Raw genomic sequence first — 19,547 nt, 5'->3', positions numbered from 1 at the left:
ACGGGGGCGTCCGCAGATGAAGGGCGGCCGAAGGCAGCAGAGCAATCCGCTGGTTCGGCCGACCGGCGGCCCGCGAGCCCGCAACGCACAGGCTCGCGGCCGCAGAACGCTCAGACGTAATCCTTGTACTTATCGAGCAGGCGCACGGGCTTGGACAGCGCATCGCGCCGGAACGGATCGCCGAGCTCCCGTGTACACATGATTTCGATGATCGTCGTCTTGCCTTCGTTCATCTGCATGTCGATCGCACGCTTGAGCGCGGGACCGACGTCCTCCAGCTTGTCGACGACGATGCCTTCGGCACCCATCGCGCGTGCGATCGCCGCGAAGCTCTGGTTATCGAGCTCGCCCGCCACGAAGCGGCGGTTGTAGAAGTCGACCTGGTTCTTCTTCTCAGCCCCCCATTGCCGATTGTGGAACACGACGGCCGTGACGGGGATGTTGTGGCGCACGCAAGTCATCGTTTCCATGAGGCTCATCCCCCACGCGCCGTCACCCGCATACGACACGGCTGGGCGATGCGGCGCCGCGACCTTCGCGCCGATGATCGTCGGGAACGCGTAGCCGCAGTTGCCCCAGCTCATTGCCGCGAAGAAGCTGCGCGGCTTGTTGAAGCGCAGGTAGCTGTTCGCGACCGAGTTGATGTTGCCGATGTCGGTCGACACCATGACGTCTTCCGGCATCGCCTTCTCGAGCTCGCGCAGCACTTGGCGCGGATGCAGGTAACGGCCGCCGCTGAACGTGCGTTCGTGTTTCTGCTCCTCGATCATGTCGAGGCTATACGCGTCGAGCTCGTGCGTCCATTGGTCGAGTTCTTTTTCCCAGGTTGCCTTCTCGTTCGCGATCTGGTCGCCCCGTTCGTTGCGCGTCGCGTCGCAGGCGAGCGTGCGGTTGGCGAGACGCTGCGTGAGCGCGATCGCCGAGGCTTTCGCGTCGCCGCAGATGCCGACCGAGATTTTCTTCACGAGGCCGAGCATCTTGTGGTCGGCGTCGATCTGGATGATCTTGGCGTCTTTCGGCCAGTAGTCCATGCCGTGCTGCGGCAGCGTGCCGAACGGCCCGAGGCGCGAGCCGAGCGCAATGACGACGTCTGCGCGCGAGAGGAGCTTCATCCCGGCCTTCGAGCCTTGGTAGCCGAGCGGGCCGCACCATAACGGATGGTTGGCCGGAAACGAGTCGTTGTGCAGGTAGCTGTTGACGACCGGTGCGCCGAGGCGTTCGGCAAGCGCCTTGCACTCCTCGATGGCATCGGCCATCACGACGCCACCGCCCGAGATGATCACCGGGAATTTCGCCTGAGCGATGAGTTCGGCTGCGTCGTCCAGGCTTTGCTCGCCACCGGCGCCACGATCGAGCTTGCGCGGCTGCGGAATCTCGACCTTGATCTTGCCGTAGAAGTAGTCGCGCGGGATGTTGAGCTGGGTCGGGCCCATCTCGGCCTGCGCGCGATCGAAGCAGCGCGCGGTGAATTCGGCCATCCGCGCCGGGTGCGTGACGTGGCCCTGGTACTTCGTGAATTCCTGGAACATCGGCAACTGGTTCGCTTCCTGGAAGCCGCCGAGACCGATGCCCATCGTGCCCGCCTCGGGCGTGACGATCACGACCGGGCTGTGGGCCCAATACGCGGCTGCGATCGCGGTGACGCAGTTGCTGATGCCGGGGCCATTCTGGCCGATCACGACGCCGTGGCGGCCCGACACGCGCGCATAGCCATCGGCCATATGGCCTGCGCCTTGTTCATGCACGACCGGGATGAGGCGGATACCCGCGGGCGCGAAGATGTCCATCGCGTCCATGAACGCGGAGCCCATGATGCCGAACATGTCGGTGACGCCATTGGCCGCGAGGGTCTCGACGAAGGCTTCGGACGGCGTCATGTCTTGCGGACCGCTGGCCGAGGGGCGCTGGGAAGTGGAATGGTCGCTCATGGGTTGTCTCCGGGACATCATCTAACGGAATGGGTTGTTCCAAATACTATTGACTGTCGAACTCGGGTCAAGCCATTCCCTCTATCGATGAGAGATTTGGAATGAAATGGAATGATTCGTTTCAAAATGCCCGCGCGGGGTACGCGACGCTGCGCGCGCGGCCTGTTACGCCGGCTGCTTCGGGCGGTCTTTGCGGAACGCGCGCTTGACGGCGATGAGCCCGTCGCGGAACTCGAACAGGTCGCAGCCTTCGGCTTCGATGCGCCAGCCTTCGGTGTGCGTGCCGGTGAATACCCACTCGGAGACGCCGCGTTCGCCGGCGACGTAGTGCCGGCCATGGCCCCAGTGCGCATCGGGAAAGCTTTTGAACACGGCTTCGAACGCTGCGCGAACGGCGTCGCGGCCGACGAAACGCGTGCCGTGGACATCAAGCCCGGCGGCCGCGTCGAACATGCAGTCCTCGGTCATGAAGCCCATTAGTGCATCCAGGTCATGGCGGTTGAATGCGTCGGAAAACGCGGCGAGCGTGTCGGCCGTGATGGCGGAAGAGGCGAGGGGCATGTTGGTCATACGTGTCTCCTGTCGATCAGAGTTAGCGCTTCAGCGCTTACTCTGGTCCCATGCCGAAGTATTCCCAGTTGGCGCTTTAGCGCTTACTGGGAGTTGTTCGGCGCTCTTATGCAGAGCACTTACTCCGGCATTGCACGATGCAGCACCTGGTATCGACACGTTAGCGGGCGCGGGTTTCCGGGGGTAGCGCCAGTTCAGAGGTTTCGCTTGGGCCAGCGAAAAAGCCAGCCGCACGGGGCACCGCCGCTCGGACTCACGTCGTCCATGAAACTGTCCATGAAACACAAGCAGTCCGAATCGACGATCTCGAGGCTGGACCCATCGGATCCTTTCGCCTGGTACTACCCGCTGCCTTATTGTTTGCCGATGCTTGGTCAAACGGGCGAGCTTGCAGGTGCGTGCTCCTCGAGAGACCGAAATCCGTTTCGTCGACGCTGACTATACTTTCAGTCAGAAGCAAAACGGGCTCCTGGCTACCGATCAGCGGCCTCAGGCCGCTCTCTGTCCATGGCTATCTTCGGTTGGTTGTACGAGCAATAAACGGCCTGCGTCATCGACGTGTTGGCGCACGGATTGCATGACGAAGAGGATTCGGTGTGACGTTCCCATAGGAACTGGAACTTGAGGAGACGGCAGTGAGAGCCCTACACGAGCATGGCAAGTCGATCAAACGTCCCTTGGCGTCGCCGAGCGCGCCGAGGATCAAGCAGTTCCTCGCCCGCGCAGGCATGAATTCTTACTGGTTGACCGCGGCCGTACTGCTGATCACCGTCTTGCTGTGGCAGGCGGTGTCGATGGCGGGGATCTTCCCTTCGTTTGCGCTGCCTTCGCCCGTGGCCGTGTGGCAATCCTTCGTCGAAATCCTGCGCAGCGGATACGGCGGGCAGTCGTTGATCAGCGACATCTTGATCAGCTGCTTTCGCATCGCCATCGGCTTTGTCGGCGCGGTCTTGATCGGCGTTCCAATCGGCCTGCTGATGTCACGCAACAAGGTCGTGTTCGACATCATCGACCCCTTGCTGCAGTTCGTCCGTCCGGTTCCGCCGCTCGCCTACATCCCGCTTCTCGTGGTGTGGTTCGGCATCGGGGAATTGCCCAAAGCCATCCTGATCCTGGTCGGCACCATCCCGGTCATCATCATCGGGACCATGTCGGGGGTCAAGAGCACACCGGGGCTGCGTATCGCGGTGGCTCGCACCCTGGGCGCGAGCAACGCACAAATCTTCCGCAAGATCGTGTTGCCTTCGGCGCTGCCGGAGATCTTCACCGCGATGCGGGTGGGGATCGGCGTCGCCTGGACTTGCCTGGTCGCAGCCGAACTGATCGCAGCCAGCAGTGGGCTGGGGTGGCTCGTGCAGTTCGCCGGACAAGCGCTGCAGGTCGGCGTCGTGATCGTGGGCATCGTCATCATTGGGCTCATCGGCTATGGGATGGAGCTGGTGATTCGCAAGATCGAGAATTTGGTCGTGCCCTGGCGTGGGCATAACTGAATCGAACTGTCGCAGGAGACGAGAAATGAACAAGACGCAAAGGGTCCAAACCGTGACTGCGGTTCTGCTGGTCGCCGGCTGCTTCATCGCCGGAGCGGCCCATGCCGAGAGCAAGCCTGAAGTCATCGTCGGGTACGAGGACAACGGCGCCGATCCGTACATGGTGTCGATGGCCGAGCATTTGTTCGAACATCAGATGAACGCCGACGTCCAGTACAAGCTGTTCAGTTCCGGCCCGGCGGCGATGAGCGCGCTGGCGTCGAACAGCCTGACGTTCATGTGCGGCATCGGCATTCCGCCGCTCGTTACCGCCATCGCGCAGGGCTTGCCGATGACCATCGTGTACAACCAGGAACGCTACACGAATGCGGCCGGCATCGTGGTCAAGCCCGAGAGCGGCATCCACGACGTGTCCGGTCTGCAAGGCAAGAAGATCGCGATCGTCGCCGGCTCGCAGGCTTCTTTCGAATTGGCGACCTTTCTCGCCGAGGCGCATGTGCCGTACGCGTCGGTGACCCAAATCAACATGGCTCCCCCGCAGATGCGCACCTCCTGGGTGACCGGCGCGATCGACGCGGCAATCGTCTGGGATCCGGTATTCAGTGCGCTGCGCACGGCCGGCGGCAAGGCGATCAAGACGGACGGCGATCTGCCGCGAGGCGCTTCGAGCTACAACGTCTGCATCGCCAATGCCGACTGGGCGAAGGCCCATCCGGATCTGGTCCGCGGCTTCGTCACCGCCCTTGATCAGGGCTATCAGATGACGCTGAAGGAGCGCGACAAGGCGCTGGCCGAGATGGCGCGCGAGACGGGCGTCACCGTGCCCGTCGCGCAAAGCGAGTTGGCCGGCTACGAGCTGTTTTCCGGTGCCGATCAGACTACGCCGAAAGTCATGGGCATCGACGCGGGCGTGAAAACCTCGGCGACCTACGAAACCTTGGTCAATACCGCCAAGGTGCTGAACTCGATCGGGCGTATTTCGTCAGTGCCGGCGAGCTTCGACACCAACGTCGCGCCGCAGTATTCGAAATCGCTTGCCCATTGAGGGCTTACTCGCCTAGCAGGAGACGAACTTGAATATCGTCATCGATTCCCTGTACAAGACCTTCGGCGCCATCGCCGCGCTCGAAAACATCAACCTGCAGTTCCAGGGCGGTGAGTTCGTCACCGTGCTCGGGGCCTCCGGCTGCGGCAAGACCACCTTGCTGCACCTGCTGGCTGGTCTGGAAACGCCGAGCCGGGGCAACATTTACGTCGACGGCGAGGTCAAGGATCAGCCCGGCGCAGACCGCGTCGTGGTGTTCCAGCAGGCCGGGCTGTTTCCGTGGCTCAGCGTGGAAGACAACATCGAGTTCGGTCTTTCGCTGCATGCGGTGCCCAAGGCGAAGCGTCGACAGGCCTCGGCTGAAATCCTGCACACGATCGGCCTGGAGTCCTTCGCGCGACACAAGCCCTACGAGCTGTCAGGGGGCATGCAGCAGCGCGTGGCGATCGCTCGTGCGCTCGTCATGAAGCCCAAGGTATTGCTGATGGACGAGCCCTTCGGTGCATTGGACGCGCAAACCCGCAGCGCCATGCAGACTTTCCTGACGGCGCTGTGGGATCAATTGCACTGCACCATCGTGTTCATCACGCATGACATCGACGAAGCGATCTTTCTCGGTACGCGTCTTGTCGTGCTCTCGGCGCGACCGGGACGGGTCGCGCTCGACGTACCGATCGAGCTCGATCGGCCGCGAACGCCGGATGTCGCATTCGAGCCGCATTTCCTGGAGCTGAAAAAACGCGCGATGGACATCCTCGCGCATTGAACGAACGCGCGACCTCGTCGCCCGCTTCGTCCAGCAGCGACTAGGCGTCGTTCATGTGCAGGAGCGGCGCCAGGCGGCTTGCGGCTTCCTTCATCTGCGGGACCGCCTTTAGCAGGTCATCGAGCGTGGCGCGTGCAGTCGGCGCATGCACGGCCAGCGACGCGAGCACGTGCCCGTCGGCGGCCGCTCTGACCGGCACCGCCACGGCCACCATTCCTCGCACGAATTCCTCGTTGTCGATACCGACACCGCGTCTCCCGAGGCGGTCCAGTTCGGCTGCGAGCAGTTGCGGATCGGTCAGGGTCCGGTGGGTCATTTTCTTGAGCGTCAGTTGGGCGAGCAGCGCGTTGCGCTCGAGTATCGTCATCTGCGACAGAAACAGCTTGCCGCTGGCGGTGCAATGCAGCGGCACGCGCATGCCGGGCCGCATCTCGAGCCGCAATGGCTCGGTCGTTTCCACACGCTCCACGTACAGCACCGTGTCATTGTCGAGCGCGGTGAGATTGCAGGTTTCGCCGAGCACGTCGGCGAGCGCGCGCAGCACTGACCGGCATGCGCGCGTGAACGTATTGTTCCCGAGTGTCGCCAGTGCGAACTGTGCCGCGCGCGGGCCGAGTGCGATGCCGCGATCATGGCCGCGCGAGTCCGGCAGGTGCATCACGTAGCCACGCGCTTCCAGTGATTCGATCAGCCGCAGCAGCGTGGCTTTGGGAATGTGCAAGCGCACGGACAGCTGCGACAGCGTGCAGGGCTGTCCCGCCGAGGCCAGCGCTTCGAGCACGGCCAGCGCGCGCAGCACGCGCGCGTCGTCGGCGGGCGCGGCATCGGGCGGCGCAGGGGTGGGGGCGGGCATGTCTTTCCTCGGGGGGGCGCTGGAAATGAACCATTTTGTGCCACATTGACTACCCCCGCAACGCGCTAACGCGCTGGTCCAAGCGAATTCGTGCCACTGGTTCTACCTGAGTGAAATTGGCCTACCTAAACTTTCTTCAACAGATTGCCGCATAGGAGTGCTAATCATGGGATACAGCTCTGTCGATCGAGTGGCGGGCGGCTTGATCACGGGTGCGTCGGCCGACACGCGTTACGATCCGACTTACGATCCGCTCGTCTCCCCCGGCCCCGGACAGGGCAAGGACTACGCGCCGACGTACTGGGTTGCGACCGCCGGCAGCCCGCCGCCCGACGACGGTCCCATCACGAAGGACATCGACGTCGACGTCGCGATCATCGGTGCGGGCTATACGGGACTCGCCACGGCGCTATGCCTCGCGCGCGAGCACGGCATCAAGGCCGTCGTCCTCGAGGCGAATCGCACGAGTTGGGGCTGCAGCAGCCGCAACGGTGGGCAGGGGCAGAACGCGTCGGGGCGCCTCTCGCGCTCGCAATGGATCGACCGCTGGGGCAAGGACGTCGCGCTGAAGATGCACGAAGAGATCCTCGAAGGCTTCAATCACTTCAAGTCGTTCGTGGCCGAGATCGATTGCGACCCGCAGCCGGGCGGCCACTTCCTGATTGCGCATCGTCCTCGCATCATGGCGAAGCTCGCCGCCGAGGCGAAGGTCTGGAAGGATGTGTTCGGCTATCCCTCCGAACTGCTTAGCGCGGAGACCTTCCGTCGTGAATTCCTGAACGACCACGAGGCGGCCGGGGCACTGCACGAGCCGGAAGGCATCGGCATTCACGCGTTGAAGCTCGCGTTCGGCTATCTGCGTCTCGCACGCGCGGCCGGTGCCCGAGTTCATACGAGCAGCCCCGTGATCGGGTGGGAGACGATCAACGGCGTGCATCATCTGCGTACGCCAGGGGGCATCGTCCGCGCGCGGGCGGTCGGCATCGCGACCGGTGCCTATACGGCGCAGACGTTGCATCCGTCGCTGCGCAGCAAGGTGATGCCGATCCTGTCGAATTCGATGGTCACGCGTGTGCTCACCGACGAGGAGATCGGCGCGTGCAACTTCCGCACGACGCAGGTGCTGACCGACACGCGGACGCTGCGTTTCTACTATCGCTTCCTGCCTGACCGCCGCCTGCAGATCGGCAGCCGCAGCGCGATCACAGGTCATGACGCGCCGAATCCGCGCCACCTGGACTTGCTGAAGGAGGGCATGGCGCGCAAGTTCCCAGCGCTGCGCGGCGTGCCGATCGATTACTCGTGGTGGGGGTGGGTGGACGTGAGCCACGACATGATGCCGCGGGTTTGTCAGCCTGATCCGAAACAATCGGTGTTCTACGCGCTCGGATATGGCGGCAACGGCGTGTCGTACTCGCAGCAAGCGGGGCGGCGGCTGGCCGAGCGCATCGCGGGAAAGGGCGCGCATCAGACGCTGCCGATCTTCACGAGCCCGCTGCCGGGCCATCTGTTCGCACCGTTCCGTCGGATCGGACAGCGCATGCTTTATCTCCAGTACTTCAGGCACGACGAAAGGCCCTGACTGGGTGACTAGCTGCATTGAACTATCTGGCGGGCCGATAGTTTCGATCATGGAAAGCGACTTTTTGTCGGCTCCTGCCGCACGTAGCATAAGTGATGCCGAATTGCCGGCCCCTTCCTCGTCGAGGTTCGGGGGCCGCTATCCGTGAAGGAGGAAGGACGATGGACCATCACGCGCGCACGCAGAACGAGAAGCTCGAGGTCAAGACCACGACGTGCTACATGTGCGCGTGCCGCTGTGGGATTCGCGTGCACCTGCGCGACGGCGAGATTCGCTACATCGACGGCAATCCGGACCATCCGCTGAACCAGGGCGTGATCTGTGCGAAAGGCTCGTCGGGGATCATGAAGCAGTACTCGCCGGCGCGTCTCACGCGGCCGCTGATGCGCAAGCGCGGCGCGGCGCGCGGCGACGCGCAGTTCGAGCCCGTGTCGTGGGACGTCGCCTTCGCGACGCTCGAGAAGCGCCTCGCGCATCTGCGTGCGACCGATCCGAAACAGTTCGCGCTCTTCACCGGCCGCGATCAGATGCAAGCGCTGACGGGTCTGTTCGCGAAGCAGTTCGGTACGCCCAATTACGCTGCGCATGGCGGGTTCTGCTCGGCGAACATGGCGGCCGGCATGATCTATACGATCGGTGGCTCGTTCTGGGAGTTCGGCGGCCCCGATCTCGACCACGCGAAGCTGTTCTTCATGATCGGCACAGCCGAGGATCATCACTCGAATCCGCTGAAGATCGCATTGTCGAAGTTCAAGCGGGCGGGAGGGCGCTTCATTGCGATCAATCCCGTGCGCACCGGCTATGCGGCGATTGCCGACGAATGGATTCCGATTCGCCCCGGCACGGATGGCGCGCTGTTCATGGCATTGATTCGCGAGCTGATCGAGCTCGATGCCTACGATCGCGCATTCGTCGAGCGATTCACGAATGCGGGCGAGCTCGTCGATTTGCGCGAGGAACGCGACACGTTCGGCCTTTTCGTCCGCGATCCCGATGCGCCTGAAGTCAACGCACTGTACCCGCAGAATCATCTCTGGTGGGACGCGCGCACTAACCGTGCGGTGCTGCATCACACGGACGGCGCGGAGCCCGCGCTCGACGGCCGCTACACGCTCGAGGACGGCACGCCGGTCGCGCCGTCGTTCACGCTGCTGCGCGAGCAGGTTGCGCCTTGCACGCCGGAGTGGGCGGCGGAGATCTCCGGTATCGCGGCCGACACGATTCGGCGCATCGCGCGCGAGATGGCGGCCGTCGCGCGCGAGCAGCGGATCGCGCTGCCGATTCAGTGGACCGATTCGTGGGGCAAGACGCACGACACGGTGGAAGGCGCGCCGATCGCGTTCCATGCAATGCGCGGACTGGCCGCGCACTCGAACGGCTTCCAGACGATTCGCGCGATGGCGGTGCTGATGTCGCTGCTCGGCACGATCGATCGTCCGGGCGGCTTCCGTCACAAGGCGCCGTACCCGCGGGCGGCACCGCCGTCGGCCAAGCCGCCGAGCGATCCGGCGTCGATCAAGCCGAACACGCCGCTCGCGACTGGCCCGCTTGGCTGGCCTGCCAAGCCTGAGGATCTGTTCGTGCACGACGACGGTTCGCCTGCGCGCATCGACAAGGCCTTCTCGTGGGAATATCCGCTCGCGGTGCATGGGCTCATGCATTCGGTGATCACGAATGCGTGGCGGGGCGATCCGTATCCCATCGACACGCTACTGATCTTCATGGCGAACATGGCATGGAATTCGTCGATGAACACGACGGAAGTCCGCAACATGCTCGTCGACAAGCGAGCGGACGGCGAATACAAGATCCCGTTTCTCGTCGTTTGCGACGCGTTCGAATCGGAGATGACCGCGTTTGCCGATCTGATCCTGCCCGACACGACCTATCTCGAACGCCATGACGTGATGTCGGTGCTCGACCGCCCGATCTCCGAATTCGACGGTCCCGTCGATTCGGTGCGCGTGCCGGTGGTGCCGCCGACGGGCGAATGCAAGCCGTTCCAGGAGGTGTTGATCGAGCTCGCCAGCCGGCTCAAGTTTCCGGCGTTCACGACGCCGGACGGCAAGCGCAAGTTCCGCGATTATCCCGACTTCGTCATCAACTTCCAGACCGCGCCTGATTCGGGCACGGGCTTTCTGATTGGCTGGCGCGGCACGGACGGGACGAAGGCCGTCATCGGCGAGCCGAATCCGAAGCAGTGGGAGCAGTATGCGAAGAACAACTGCGTCTATCACCACCGGCTCCCGGAGTCGTTGCAGTACATGCGCAACTTCAACGGCCCGTACATGGAATGGGCGGTCGAGAACGGGATGCGTAAGTACGGCGTGCCGATCGTCATCCAGCTCTATTCGGAAGTCATGCAGACTTTCCGTCTCGCTGCGCAGGGCAAGACGAAAGGACGGCAGCCGCCCGATCACCTGCGCGCGCGCATCGCGCGCTACTTCGATCCGTTGCCGTTCTGGTATCCGCCGCTCGAGCGCGATGCAACCGATCTCGATCGTTATCCCCTCGCGGCGATCACGCAGCGGCCGATGGCGATGTATCACTCATGGGATTCGCAGAACGCCTGGCTGCGGCAGATTCACGGCGAGAACCATCTGTTCGTGAATCCCGCAATGGCAGCAGCAGAGGGCATCGACGACGGCGGGTGGATCTACGTCGAATCGCCGTGGGGCAAGGTGCGTTGCCGCGCGCGCTACAGCGAGGCGGTCGAGCCGGGCACGGTGTGGACCTGGAACGCGATCGGCAAGGCCGCCGGCGCATGGAACCTGGGGCCGGGCGCGGGTGAGTCGCAGCGCGGCTTTCTGCTGAATCATGTGATCACCGACGAGTTGCCGAGCGACATGCGAGCCGGCGAGCGGATCTCGAATTCCGATCCGATCACGGGCCAGGCCGGCTGGTACGACGTGCGCGTGCGGGTCTATCCGGCCGAGGCCGATGCGACGACGACGCTGCCGCAGTTCGCGCCGATGCAACCGCTGCCCGGCTCGACGAATGTGCTGCAGCGCGTGCAGGCGTACTTCGCGGGCAAGGGTGAGTTCGCGGCACGGTTGCGGCGCGCGTTCGCGTCCGATGCGACCCAGAAGGACTCTGAGGGAGGAACCGTAACATGACCCAAATGGCCCTCGTCATCGACTTGAACGTCTGCGTCGGCTGCCATGCCTGCGTGACGAGCTGCAAGGAGTGGAACACGTCCGGTGAGGCAGGCAGCCTCACGGACATCCGACCGTACGACGACGATCCGTCGGGCACGTTCTTCAATCGCGTGCAGACGTACGAGGCGGGCGTGTTTCCCCTGACCGACACGATCCACTTCCCGAAATCCTGTCTGCACTGCGAAGATCCGCCGTGCGTGCCGGTCTGCCCGACCGGTGCGAGCTACAAGCGCAAGTCGGACGGGATCGTGCTCGTCGACTACGACAAGTGCATCGGCTGCAAGTATTGCGCGTGGGCGTGCCCGTACGGCGCGCGGGAGCTGGACGAAGGCCGCAAAGAGATGACGAAGTGCACGCTCTGTGCGGACCGGATCTACAACGACGCACTGCCCGAGCGCGATCGCAAGCCGGCTTGCGTGCTCGCGTGCCCGACGTCTGCGCGGCTCTTCGGCGACATTCACGATCCGGAGTCGGAGGTGTCGCGCGCGATTCGCGAGCGCGGGGGGTATCAGTTGATGCCGGAGTGGGACACGAAGCCGTCGAACCACTATCTGCCACGCGTGAAGACCGAGCCGTCGTGCGGCTGCGGGAAGGGCGGCGGGTGCGGGAGCACGTCGTCAGCGGCGGACGATTCGCTCGAAGCGCGCTACGAACGCGGCGAGATCGATCTCGCGGCAATGGCCGTGCGGCGATGAATCGGGCGGTTCACATCAATCCATCGGCATCGAGGGAGTTTCCATGCGGCCCGCTTTCTCAGTCATTTTTCTCACCACGCTCTGCGGGACCGCGCAGGGCCTGCTGCTTACGCTCGTGGCGATCGAAGCGGTTGCACGGGCAACGAGCACCGACATTCCGTCGGCGTTCTATATCGTCGGCGCCGCGTTGACGGTCACGCTCGGCACGCTCGGCCTGTTCGCGTCGTTCTTCCATCTCGGGCATCCGGAGCGCGCATGGCGTGCCATCGCGATGTGGCGCACCTCGTGGCTGTCGCGTGAATGCATCGCGCTGCCCGTGTTCCTGTCGCTCGCGTTTGGGTACGGCATCGCGCATTGGGTCGGGTTCGGCGGCACGCTCGCGATCGGCGTACTCGGTGCGGCGGCGAGCGTCGCACTGTTCGTCTGCACCGCGATGATCTACGCGTGCCTGCGCTTCCTGCAGGAATGGGCGAGCCCGCTCACGCTTGTGAACTTCGTGCTGCTCGGCTGCGCGTCCGGGTGCACCCTTGCAACCGCGTGCGCAGCGTGGCTCGCGCCCTCGCTCGTCGGCTTGGTCGCACCGTGGGCATGTGTCTTGACGCTCGCGGGCTGCGCGACGCGTGTCGCATCGCTCAAGCGCAACGCGCGACTCGTGCCGAAGTCGACCGTGCAGAGCGCGACCGGCATTCGCGACGCGAAGGTTGAGCAGAAGTCGCGTGGCTTCACGGCGAGCGCGTTCAACACGCGCGAGTTCTTTCACGGGCAGAGCAGCGGCACGGTGCGGATGGTCAAGGTCGGCTTCCTGGTCGCCGCGTTCGCGGTGCCATTCGTGCTGACGGGCGCGGGCGCGCTCGCGCAGATGTCGACGGCTGTCGCTGTCGTACTCGGCGCTGCGTTCGTGATCCAGTATGCGGGCCTTGTCGCGGAGCGCTGGTTCTTCTTCGCGGATGCGCGGCATCCGCAAAACCTTTACTACCAGCGCGCGTCTTGACGGGTGGGCCGTGCGTCAGGCAGTGGGCTGCTGCGCGCGCACGCATTGCGCGAGCGCACGCACGCCGGGCTCGATCCGATCCAGTGCAATGGCCGAGAAGCCCATACGGAAATAGCGTCGTGCGTCCTGGTCGTCGTTCATGAAGAACACGCTACCGGGCTCGATCAGAATGCCGGCCGCCTGCGCGTCGGCCGCAAGGCGCGTGTCGTCGAGCCACTCAGGACCTTCGACCCAGGACGACGCACCGCCCGTGATAGGCACGTAACGCGCTTCCGGCAGATGCGCATCGAGCGCGGCCATCAGGGCCTGCGAGCGCTCGCGGTACGCGTGCGCGAGCCGGCGCAGCAGCGCGTCGTGGTGCCCGAGGGCGAGAAACGTCGCGAACGCGCGCTGGATGTACCCGACAGGATGCCGCACCATCAGGCGTCGCAGCGCGCGCAGCTCCCGAATCAGCTCGCGCGGGCCGACCACGTAGCCGAGCCGCAGGCCAGGCGCGAAGGTCTTCGAGAGACTGCCGACGTAGATCACGCGATCGGCCGTGTCGAGGCTTTTCAGCGCTGGGTGCGGCGTGCCGGAGAACGTGTTCTCGCTCTCGTAGTCGTCCTCGACGATGACGAAGTCGTGCTGCCGGGCGCAATCGAGCAGCGCGTGGCGGCGCTCGACCGGCATCGTCGCGGTGGTGGGGCACTGGTGGCTCGGCGTCACATACACGTAGTCGCAGCGCGCGAGCGAATCGCGGAGCGCATCGGGTGCAATCCCGTTGCTGTCGACCGGCAGCGGCAGCAGCCGCGCATTGCGGTTTTCGAAGATGTTGCGGGCGTCGGGATAGCCTGGATTCTCGAAACCGACCGTCGTGTCCTCGCCGCAGAGCAGGTCGGCAATCAGGTACAACGCCTGCTGGCAGCCGTTCGTGATGATGATTTCGTCGGGCATCGCGAAGACGCCACGCCGCGGCAGCACGCGCGTGCGGATCTGCTGGATCAGCGATTCGTCGTCACGCTCGATCAGGTCAGGTGCCCAGTTGCGGATCTCCATGACCGACAGGGCTTTCATGCAGCACTCTCGCCAGTCGTTGATGGGAAACAGCGACTGGTCGAACTGGCCATAGATGAAGGGAAATTCGTAGTGCTGCCAATTCGCGGGCTTCACGATATTGCGCTGCTGCGACGGCGGGCGCGCGATGCGCTGTTGCCAGATGGGTCGGCCCGGTGCGTCTGCGTCGGCGGACGCGGACGCCACGGACGGAGCGGCGTCGAGGCAAGGCCGGCCTCCGAGCATCGCTGCGTTCACGAAGTGTCCGCTACGTTCGCGCGAGATCAGATAGCCTTCTTCGACGAGCATTTGGTAGGCAAGCACGACCGTGTTGCGGGCGACGCCCAACTGATCGGCGAGTTCACGGCTCGACGGCAGCGCGGCGTCGGGCGGCAACTGGCCGTCGAGGATCGCGGCCACGAGCATCTGCCGGATCTGATCCTGCAGACTTGCCTTGGATGCCGACGACCGCCGGAACTGTTGGGCCCACAAGGCGGTCGGGGGACGACTCGGCACGCTTGCTCCTGTAGTCGATGCGAGAGATCGCGAGACTTGCGTTTCTGCCCGCGCAGTCTTGCGAGGAGAGCGCGTCTGGCCGCAGGTATGGATTGAATGGACGGTTGCGTCTGGCACCAATATACGCCGCCACGATGGAATGGTACGCAAATTCGTCGTGCGTCGACGATTGGGAAAAAGCCTCGGTCTTGGTAGTGTTCGCGGAGGCTGCCGGGCATCAATTTGTGCGTCAGTCGATGCGATAATTCATGCCCCATTCAACGGAGGTCAAGATGCGCACGACACTCGTTATAGACGACGACTTGCTGGCGAAGGCGCAGGTCTATACGGGTTTGAACGAGAAATCGGCGCTCGTCAGAGAAGCACTTAAAGCCTTGATCCAACGTGAGGCGGCACGCCGTCTTGCGGCGCTCGGCGGCAGTAACCGGGGTATGGAGGACATCCCACGCCGGAGGCCTGACGCGGAATGATCATCGTCGACGTCTCGATCTGGATAGGCCACATTCGCAGTCGGCATTCCCTTTTTGCCTGCCACCGGGCACTACTAGGGGCCTAACAGCCCAAACACCGCCACACCATTCGTGGTCCCCACATAGACCTTTCCGTTCGCGATCATCGGCGTGATGAACTTGTTGCCCATGCCGAATTGATCTCGACCGTTCGGCGCCTGATTGCTGTTGTAGAGCTCATGCGCGAGATTCGTCGCGTCGTACGCATAGAGTCCCGCGATGGTGCCGTTCTGCGCTGCCCACACAATCCCATTCGATGTGCCATTGGCCGACACGCTGGGTGTCGCTCCTGGGTAAACGAACGTCTCGGGAGACTTGCTGGCCGGGACCGTCGACACCCTTGCCTGCACAACGCCGAACGCTTTGATGTTGTCGCCTACCGCCCCAAAGTAAATTGTGTTGTTGAAGTAGGCAGGCATCCCGAACACGCTCCCGCCGAGCTGGCCGCTGATCTCCTGGTAGATGTCGTTCGCGTTTGGATTGAATTTGCCCATCGCGTCGCGGTTCACGACGTAGATGTTCGCATCCTTTCCCGCGCCGACCGCAAGATGATGAATGCCGCCGGCCGCGTCGGTGAAGTCCGGCAGCACCAGTGCTCCGCCTGAGCCGAGATCTTCGTCCGCTTGCGATTCGGCCACCGTATTCGACACGCTGAAGTAGTCAGAGACCGTGAGCCCGTTCGTCGTTCCGAGCTTGATGAATGCATTGCCGAAGTCGCCGAGCGATGGGAAGCCATTCGCGTCCAGCGTCGTGTCGAACGTACCGTTCGCGTCGAGAAAGTAGATGGACTGGCCGTCCGATGCCATGCCGGTTCCACTCATCCAGATCGACCCTTCCGTGCCGTTCGGCGTCAGGTTCAGCACGTTCGTCTGCGTGAGCGTGTCGGCGCTATACACGATCACCCAGCCGTTGTAGGGGGCCAGGTCGCAGTGGGACGTCCAGCCCGTATAAATCTTGCCATTGAGCTCCAGCAGCGACTGGCGCTCCGCATACTGCGCCGGATTGAACGTCACGACGCCGCCAGCACTGTTCGGGCCGTTACCGGGGAACGACGCGGTGACTTCCGTCGGGCTGCCGAACAGCTCGGAGCCGGTCGTGATATCGAGCGCATGGATGCGCTGGTGATAGCCGCCCGAGCTGTCCTTCGACATCCCGACCACGTAGATCGTGCCATGCGGTCCCCGCGATCGGTCGATGACGGGCGTTGACGTGATGCCGATTTCAGGTGTGATCTGGGTGCAGTTCCTGTTGTCACTCGGCGTTTCATTGTTGCCTAGCGTGGAAACCTGCCAAATCAGCCCGCCATTGTCGGCATCGAACGCATAGACGCTCGCGTGCTCCGTCACGACAACCAGCACGTTGTGGTTGCCCCCGGCGATCGACACGGCAGACAAATAAAGCGGCTCGCCATCGACCTTGCCGTCGACGGCATCGAAGCCGATCTTGCCGAACGTCGTGGCGTTCACATTGGCGGGCGTGAGCGTCGTTTCCACCCGTTGCTGACCGGTACGCGCGATGTCGTTGTGATAAGTCAGAACATCGACGGACGGTGACCCCGGTGAGCCGCTTCCCGAGCCGGAGCCAGACCCCGAGCCTGAACCGCTTCCGAGCCCCGAACCAGAGCCGGAAGAAATCGAAATGCTGCCACCGCCGCCACCGCAACCGATGAAGACGGCGATAAGCATGGGGAGCGCGTAAGCGCTTTTCATCCGAAGGGGTGGTTTCATCTGCGACTCCCAACCGCTGGCGTGCTACTGACAATCCTAGACGGGCTTGGGCGAAAAATCGGCGCCCCCAAAAGAAAGCACATTCGCAACGTAAGCCGGGCGCGGTGTTAGCCGGGTAGTGGACGCGGGCAAGCCGCAGGTATATAAAAACGTACCGGGGCCATGCGTACCGCCACGACTCACGACGGCACGCGGCCCGAGCGAACGTAGGGGAATGACGCCATGACGCCCGATCCGTCAGACAAGCCCACCGAAGATGCGTCCACCAAGCGCGAGTCCGAACCCGAACAACTCGAGGATCTGGACGCCGCGCTCAATCACGTCGATACGCTGCTGTCGTCCGGCAATATCGCGGTCAGCGCCGCGAAGGGGATTCTGTACAGCCTCATCGAGACGCTCGGCGCGCTCGTCGGCGATCCCGATTTACCCGAGCACAGCCGCGCCGGCTACGAGGGGCTCCTCGAAACCGCGCGCGAACTGCGGGTGCGGCTCGGCAAGTGACGTCACGTCCGCCGTCGGCATGCCCAGGCGAAGTCGCCGGGGCCGGATATCGGTAAAAAAGTCACTGGAGCAGTGTCTCGGTAAAACACAGCTAGGCGCGGTCGGACACCCTGTTAAAATGCCGGCGCCGCCATGTAGTGGATTGCAGATGAAATTGCTTGATGCCTTGGTCGAACAGCGTATTGCCGCGGCTGCCGCGCGCGGTGCGTTCGACGACTTGCCGGGGGCCGGTGCGCCGCAGGCGCTCGATGACGACTTGCTCGTCCCCGTAGAGGTTCGCGTCGCGAATCGAATTCTGAAAAACGCTGGTTTCGTGCCGCCTGCGGTCGAACAGTTGCGCTCGCTGCGTCACTTGCAGGACGAGTTGAAAGCCGCGGGCGACCGCGCCACGCGCTGCCGCGTGCAAGCGAAGATGCTGGCACTCGACATGGCGCTCGAGTCGCTGCGTGGTGAGCCCACCGCGGTGCCACGCGATTACTGCCGCCGCATTGCCGAGCGGCTGTGCGAGCGCGTGCAGGGCGATCCGGTGGCTGACGCGGCGGGCTTGGTGGGGCACTCGTGAATGCGCCGCTGACGACGCCGGGCAGCGCGATCGAGCCCGTCGATTCGCGCGAAGCCGACGCGTCGCTGGAGCGCGATCGTCGGTTCATGGCGCAAGCGCTTGCCGCGGCCGAAACCGCGCGCGCAGCGGGCGAGGTGCCGGTCGGCGCCGTGCTCGTGTGCGGCGACGAAGTCATTGCAACGGGTTTCAACCATCCGATCGGTGCGCATGACCCGTCGGCGCATGCCGAAATGGTTGCACTGCGCGCGGCTGCGCAGGTCCAGCAAAACTATCGTCTGCCGGGCTGCGAGCTCTATGTGACGCTCGAGCCCTGCCTCATGTGCGCCGGCGCGATCATGCATGCGCGCATCGCCCGCGTCGTGTTCGGCGCCCACGATCCGAAGACGGGCGCATGCGGCAGCGTCGTCGACGTCTTCGCCAACACACAGCTGAATCATCACACGCGGGTGGCCGGCGGCGTACTCGAAACCGAATGCGGCAACGCGCTCAAATCGTTCTTTGCCCATCGGCGCCAGGCCGTTCGCGAGGCGCGGGCCGCAGCGGCGGCTCAGGCTGCCGCCTGTACACCGCCCGAGCCTGTTTGAGCCTCCTCACTTTTTGACTTCAACGCGCCCATGACCGCTTCGCGCACGATCGAACTCATCGCCCCATCGGGCTATCCGCCTGACGGCGAAGCGGTCGAACGTGCGGTCACCCGGCTGCGCGAGGCGGGACACGACGTGCGCGGCATCGAGGCGACGCAGCGCCGGCATCAACGCTTCGGCGGCAGCGACGACGCGCGCGCACTCGACCTGAACCGGCTCGCCGACACCGCTCATGCGTTGCCCGACATCGTCCTGTCCGTGCGCGGCGGCTACGGCGCCATTCGCCTGTTGCCGCAGCTGGACTATGACGGCTTGAAGCGCCGTCTGCTCGAGCGGCCCGTCGCGCTCGTCGGGCACAGCGATTTCACGGCGATTCAGCTGGCACTGCTCGCCCGCGCGGGCGTGACGACGTTCAGCGGCCCGATGCTGGCCACGAACTTCGGTGCGCAGGAGCTCAGCGCGTTCACGGCTGCGCATTTCTGGCAAGCGCTGACGCAGCCGTCGTTCACGCTCGTCGCCGATGTGCCGCAGACGCAATCCGTCAACTTGAAGGGCACGTTGTGGGGCGGCAACCTCTCGACGCTGGCCGCGCTCGTCGGCACGCCGTACATGCCGCAGATCGAGGGCGGCATCCTGTTCATCGAAGACATCAACGAACAGCCGTTCCGCATCGAACGGATGATCTATCAGCTCCATCTGGCTGGCATTCTCGCGCGCCAGCAGGCGCTCGTGCTCGGCGATTTTTCGGGCAGCAAGGAGTACGCGTACGACAACGGCTATGGTCTCTCGGCCATGATCGAGCAGATCCGCGCGGTCACGGGCCTGCCGGTCCTGACCGGGCTGCCGTTCGGACACATCGCCGACATCGTGACGCTGCCCGTCGGCGCGACGGCCGAGCTCATCGCCAATGCGCACGGCCTGCGTCTCAGCGTGTCGGGCCACCCCTGCCTGACTTGACGCGCACCCACATACACGCCGTCTGACTCGCAGTATTCTCGCCGCTGTATGGGCGCTCCGAGTCGTTTTCGCTACACTGGT

The 19,547-nt window shown here is 64.1% G+C and carries 17 protein-coding genes; 12 read left to right on the top strand and 5 right to left on the bottom strand.

Going from position 1 to position 19,547, the window contains the following annotated elements:
* Positions 1–110: 110 nt before the first annotated feature.
* Positions 111–1,928 (bottom strand): sulfoacetaldehyde acetyltransferase, encoded by a 1,818-nt coding sequence (gene xsc, locus D7S89_RS04065; RefSeq protein WP_121275776.1) that lies wholly within the window; start codon positions 1,926–1,928, stop codon positions 111–113.
* 165 nt (positions 1,929–2,093) lie between these two features.
* On the bottom strand, positions 2,094–2,498 hold the full coding sequence (locus D7S89_RS04060) for a nuclear transport factor 2 family protein (protein WP_121275774.1): 405 nt from the start codon (positions 2,496–2,498) through the stop codon (positions 2,094–2,096).
* 677 nt (positions 2,499–3,175) lie between these two features.
* Between D7S89_RS04060 and D7S89_RS04055 the strand changes: the two genes are divergently transcribed.
* Genes D7S89_RS04055 through D7S89_RS04045 form a run of 3 tightly spaced genes read left to right on the top strand, consistent with a single transcriptional unit; the run spans position 3,176 to position 5,799 of the window.
* Complete coding sequence (locus tag D7S89_RS04055; RefSeq protein WP_245982652.1) at positions 3,176–3,988, top strand: ABC transporter permease; 813 nt, start codon at positions 3,176–3,178, stop codon at positions 3,986–3,988.
* Positions 3,989–4,013: 25 nt separating this feature from the next.
* On the top strand, positions 4,014–5,033 hold the full coding sequence (locus tag D7S89_RS04050; RefSeq protein WP_121275772.1) for a taurine ABC transporter substrate-binding protein: 1,020 nt from the start codon (positions 4,014–4,016) through the stop codon (positions 5,031–5,033).
* A gap of 28 nt (positions 5,034–5,061) precedes the next feature.
* Complete coding sequence (locus D7S89_RS04045) at positions 5,062–5,799, top strand: ABC transporter ATP-binding protein (protein WP_121275770.1); 738 nt, start codon at positions 5,062–5,064, stop codon at positions 5,797–5,799.
* Between the two features lie 40 nt (positions 5,800–5,839).
* Here D7S89_RS04045 and D7S89_RS04040 read toward each other — a convergent pair whose 3' ends face one another.
* A complete protein-coding gene (locus D7S89_RS04040; RefSeq protein ID WP_121275768.1) occupies positions 5,840–6,652 on the bottom strand; it encodes an IclR family transcriptional regulator in 813 nt (270 codons plus the stop codon).
* 166 nt (positions 6,653–6,818) lie between these two features.
* On the opposite strand from D7S89_RS04040, the gene D7S89_RS04035 reads away from it, so the two are divergent.
* The 4 genes from D7S89_RS04035 (at position 6,819) to D7S89_RS04020 (ending at position 13,078) form a co-directional block, all read left to right on the top strand.
* Positions 6,819–8,234 carry an NAD(P)/FAD-dependent oxidoreductase gene (locus D7S89_RS04035; RefSeq protein ID WP_121275766.1) on the top strand — a complete coding sequence of 472 codons (1,416 nt, stop codon included), beginning with the start codon at positions 6,819–6,821 and terminating at the stop codon, positions 8,232–8,234.
* Positions 8,235–8,395: 161 nt separating this feature from the next.
* The gene (locus D7S89_RS04030) at positions 8,396–11,350 is read left to right on the top strand and encodes a molybdopterin oxidoreductase family protein (protein ID WP_121275764.1); all 2,955 of its coding nucleotides are present in this window, start codon (positions 8,396–8,398) and stop codon (positions 11,348–11,350) included.
* Positions 11,347–12,087 (top strand): 4Fe-4S dicluster domain-containing protein, encoded by a 741-nt coding sequence (locus D7S89_RS04025; protein WP_121275763.1) that lies wholly within the window; start codon positions 11,347–11,349, stop codon positions 12,085–12,087. Before D7S89_RS04030 ends, D7S89_RS04025 begins: the two co-directional genes overlap by 4 nt.
* A 43-nt stretch (positions 12,088–12,130) precedes the next feature.
* Positions 12,131–13,078: a dimethyl sulfoxide reductase anchor subunit family protein gene (locus D7S89_RS04020; RefSeq protein ID WP_121275761.1), complete on the top strand. Its 948-nt coding sequence runs from the start codon at positions 12,131–12,133 to the stop codon at positions 13,076–13,078.
* Positions 13,079–13,093: 15 nt separating this feature from the next.
* Here the strand turns inward: D7S89_RS04020 and pdxR are convergent, their stop codons facing one another.
* The gene (gene pdxR, locus D7S89_RS04015; protein WP_121275759.1) at positions 13,094–14,626 is read right to left on the bottom strand and encodes a MocR-like pyridoxine biosynthesis transcription factor PdxR; all 1,533 of its coding nucleotides are present in this window, start codon (positions 14,624–14,626) and stop codon (positions 13,094–13,096) included.
* Between the two features lie 272 nt (positions 14,627–14,898).
* On the opposite strand from pdxR, the gene D7S89_RS04010 reads away from it, so the two are divergent.
* The gene (locus D7S89_RS04010) at positions 14,899–15,096 is read left to right on the top strand and encodes a type II toxin-antitoxin system VapB family antitoxin (protein WP_121276080.1); all 198 of its coding nucleotides are present in this window, start codon (positions 14,899–14,901) and stop codon (positions 15,094–15,096) included.
* A 74-nt stretch (positions 15,097–15,170) separates the two neighbouring features.
* Here D7S89_RS04010 and D7S89_RS04005 read toward each other — a convergent pair whose 3' ends face one another.
* Positions 15,171–16,820, bottom strand: coding sequence for a PQQ-binding-like beta-propeller repeat protein (locus tag D7S89_RS04005; RefSeq protein WP_245982651.1), 1,650 nt, complete (start codon positions 16,818–16,820; stop codon positions 15,171–15,173).
* 264 nt (positions 16,821–17,084) lie between these two features.
* On the opposite strand from D7S89_RS04005, the gene D7S89_RS04000 reads away from it, so the two are divergent.
* The 4 genes from D7S89_RS04000 to ldcA all read left to right on the top strand — a co-directional run bounded on the left by D7S89_RS04000 (position 17,085) and on the right by ldcA (position 19,466).
* Positions 17,085–17,363, top strand: coding sequence for a hypothetical protein (locus tag D7S89_RS04000; RefSeq protein ID WP_245982648.1), 279 nt, complete (start codon positions 17,085–17,087; stop codon positions 17,361–17,363).
* Between the two features lie 148 nt (positions 17,364–17,511).
* Positions 17,512–17,925: a DnaJ family domain-containing protein gene (locus tag D7S89_RS03995; protein WP_121275756.1), complete on the top strand. Its 414-nt coding sequence runs from the start codon at positions 17,512–17,514 to the stop codon at positions 17,923–17,925.
* Positions 17,926–17,933: 8 nt separating this feature from the next.
* A complete protein-coding gene (gene tadA / locus D7S89_RS03990) occupies positions 17,934–18,509 on the top strand; it encodes a tRNA adenosine(34) deaminase TadA (protein WP_425470732.1) in 576 nt (191 codons plus the stop codon).
* Positions 18,510–18,539: 30 nt separating this feature from the next.
* Positions 18,540–19,466, top strand: a complete 927-nt coding sequence (ldcA, locus tag D7S89_RS03985; RefSeq protein WP_121275752.1) for a muramoyltetrapeptide carboxypeptidase — start codon at positions 18,540–18,542, stop codon at positions 19,464–19,466.
* Positions 19,467–19,547 lie beyond the last annotated feature (81 nt).

Source organism: Trinickia fusca (assembly GCF_003628145.1).
In the GTDB taxonomy this organism is placed as follows: Bacteria; Pseudomonadota; Gammaproteobacteria; order Burkholderiales; family Burkholderiaceae; genus Trinickia; species Trinickia fusca.
The sequence above is the reverse complement of the archived record's forward strand: the minus strand, read 5'-3'. Positions and strand labels throughout refer to the sequence as shown.